Origin of the sequence: Gordonia sp. (in: high G+C Gram-positive bacteria) (assembly GCF_052106715.1) — a bacterium.
In the GTDB taxonomy this organism is placed as follows: domain Bacteria; phylum Actinomycetota; class Actinomycetes; order Mycobacteriales; family Mycobacteriaceae; genus Gordonia.
In genome coordinates this window covers 1-1,855 of sequence record NZ_JBQEDL010000049.1, presented here as the reverse complement: position 1 = coordinate 1,855, position 1,855 = coordinate 1, and the positions used below count along the sequence as shown (strand labels likewise).

Below are 1,855 nucleotides of genomic sequence, written 5' to 3'. Positions count from 1 at the left end.
CGACGTCCTTCTCGACAACCTTCTCGATCACGTTCGGCTTCTCAACGACCCGCTCCACAACGTGATCGACGTCCTTCTCGACAACCTTCTCGATCACGTTCGGCTTCTCAACGACCCGCTCGACCTCACGGTCGACCGACGTCTCGACGATCTTCTCGATCACATTGGGCTGTTCGACGAGGCGCTCGATGACCCGGTCGATGGGCTTCTCGACGACTTCCTCGACGACGTTGGGCTTCTCCACGATCCGTTCGAGGACGTGATCGACGGGCTTCTCGACGACCTTCTCGACGACGTTCGGGGTCTCCACGATGCGCTCGACGACCTTGTCGACGGGCTGTTCGATGACCTTCTCGATGACATTGGGCTTCTCGACGATGCGCTCGATGACATGGTCGACGGACTTCTCGACCGGCTTGTCGACGAGACGCTCGACGACCACGTCGCGCGGCACCTCCACGACCTTGATGACCGGCTTCTCGACGACCACCTCGATGACCTTCTCGACCGGCTTCTCGACAGTCTTGTAGATCACCTCTTCGACGGGGACCTCGATCTCCTTCTCGACCGTCGTGTACACGTTCTTCTCGACGGGGACCTCGATGACGTGTTCGACGATCTTCTCGACCGGCTTCTCGACGGTCACTTCGATGACCTTCTCGACCGGCTTCTCGATGACCTTCTCGACAATCGACTCGACGGGTACTTCGACGATCTTGTCGACCAGGGTGACGATCGGCTTCTCCACCATGCGTTCCACGGTGACCGGCTTGTCGACGACCTTGTCGGTGACGTCGACGATGAGCTTCTCGATGACACGCTCGACCTCGGCGGGCCGCTCGATGACTTCGTCGACCACGGTGACGATGAGTCGTTCGACGAGCCGCTGAATCTCCACCGGCTTGTCGGCGATCTGGTCGAGAACGGTCACGATCGGCTTCTCGACGAGCCGCTCGATCTCGATCGCGGTCTCCTGGATGTCGTCGACCACGGTCACAACCGGCCGTTCGACGAGCCGCGGGAGCTCGACCGGTTTGTCGACGATCTCATCGACCACCGTGACGACCGGCTTCTCCACCATGCGCGGCAACTCGACCGGGGTCTCGACGACCTCGTCGACCACCGTGACGACCGGCTTCTCCACCATGCGCGGCAACTCGACCGGGGTCTCGACGACCTCGTCGACCACGGTCACGATGGGCTTCTCAACACGCCGAACGAGCTCGACCGGCTTGTCGACGATCTCATCGGTCATGGTGACCGATGGCTGCTCGACCACACGCGGAACCTCGACGGCCTTGTCGACGGCCTCGTCGACGACGGTGACGATGGGGTGCTCGACGATGCGCTCGACGTCCACCGGACGCTCGACGACCTCGTCCACGATGCTGACGACGGGCTTCTCGACCAGTCGCGAGATGTTGACGGGCTTATCGGTCAGATCGTCCTCGACGGTGACCACGGGGCGCTCGACGATCCGCTTGACGTCGACGGGTTTGTCGACCACTTCGTCGACGACGGTGACGACGGGCTTCTCGACCAGTCGCGAGACGGTGGCCGGACGGTCGACGACGACGTCGACTGTGTCGACGACGAGCCGTTCGACGATGCGTTCGAGCGTGATCGGCTTGTCGATCACCGTCTCCACGGGCTCTTCGACGAGCCGTTCGACGGTGTATCCGCGCTCGACGACATTGTCGACGACCTCCAACGGAGGGTTCATCTTGTCCGAGCCCATCTCGTCCGGGCCCATCGTGTCCCTGTCGTCGCTATCAGCCATCACCACTCCTCGAACCGGGTTCCACCTCTGCGGACAACGCTTCCCCAAGACGGAGTTTCCCACGCCGCGCCACGC

General features: G+C 62.3%; 1 pseudogene. It reads right to left on the bottom strand.

The features are described from left to right. A pseudogene (locus ACTIMF_RS17435) lies at window positions 1–1,780 on the bottom strand (hypothetical protein); the annotation flags it as partial. Window positions 1,781–1,855: the final 75 nt, after the last annotated feature.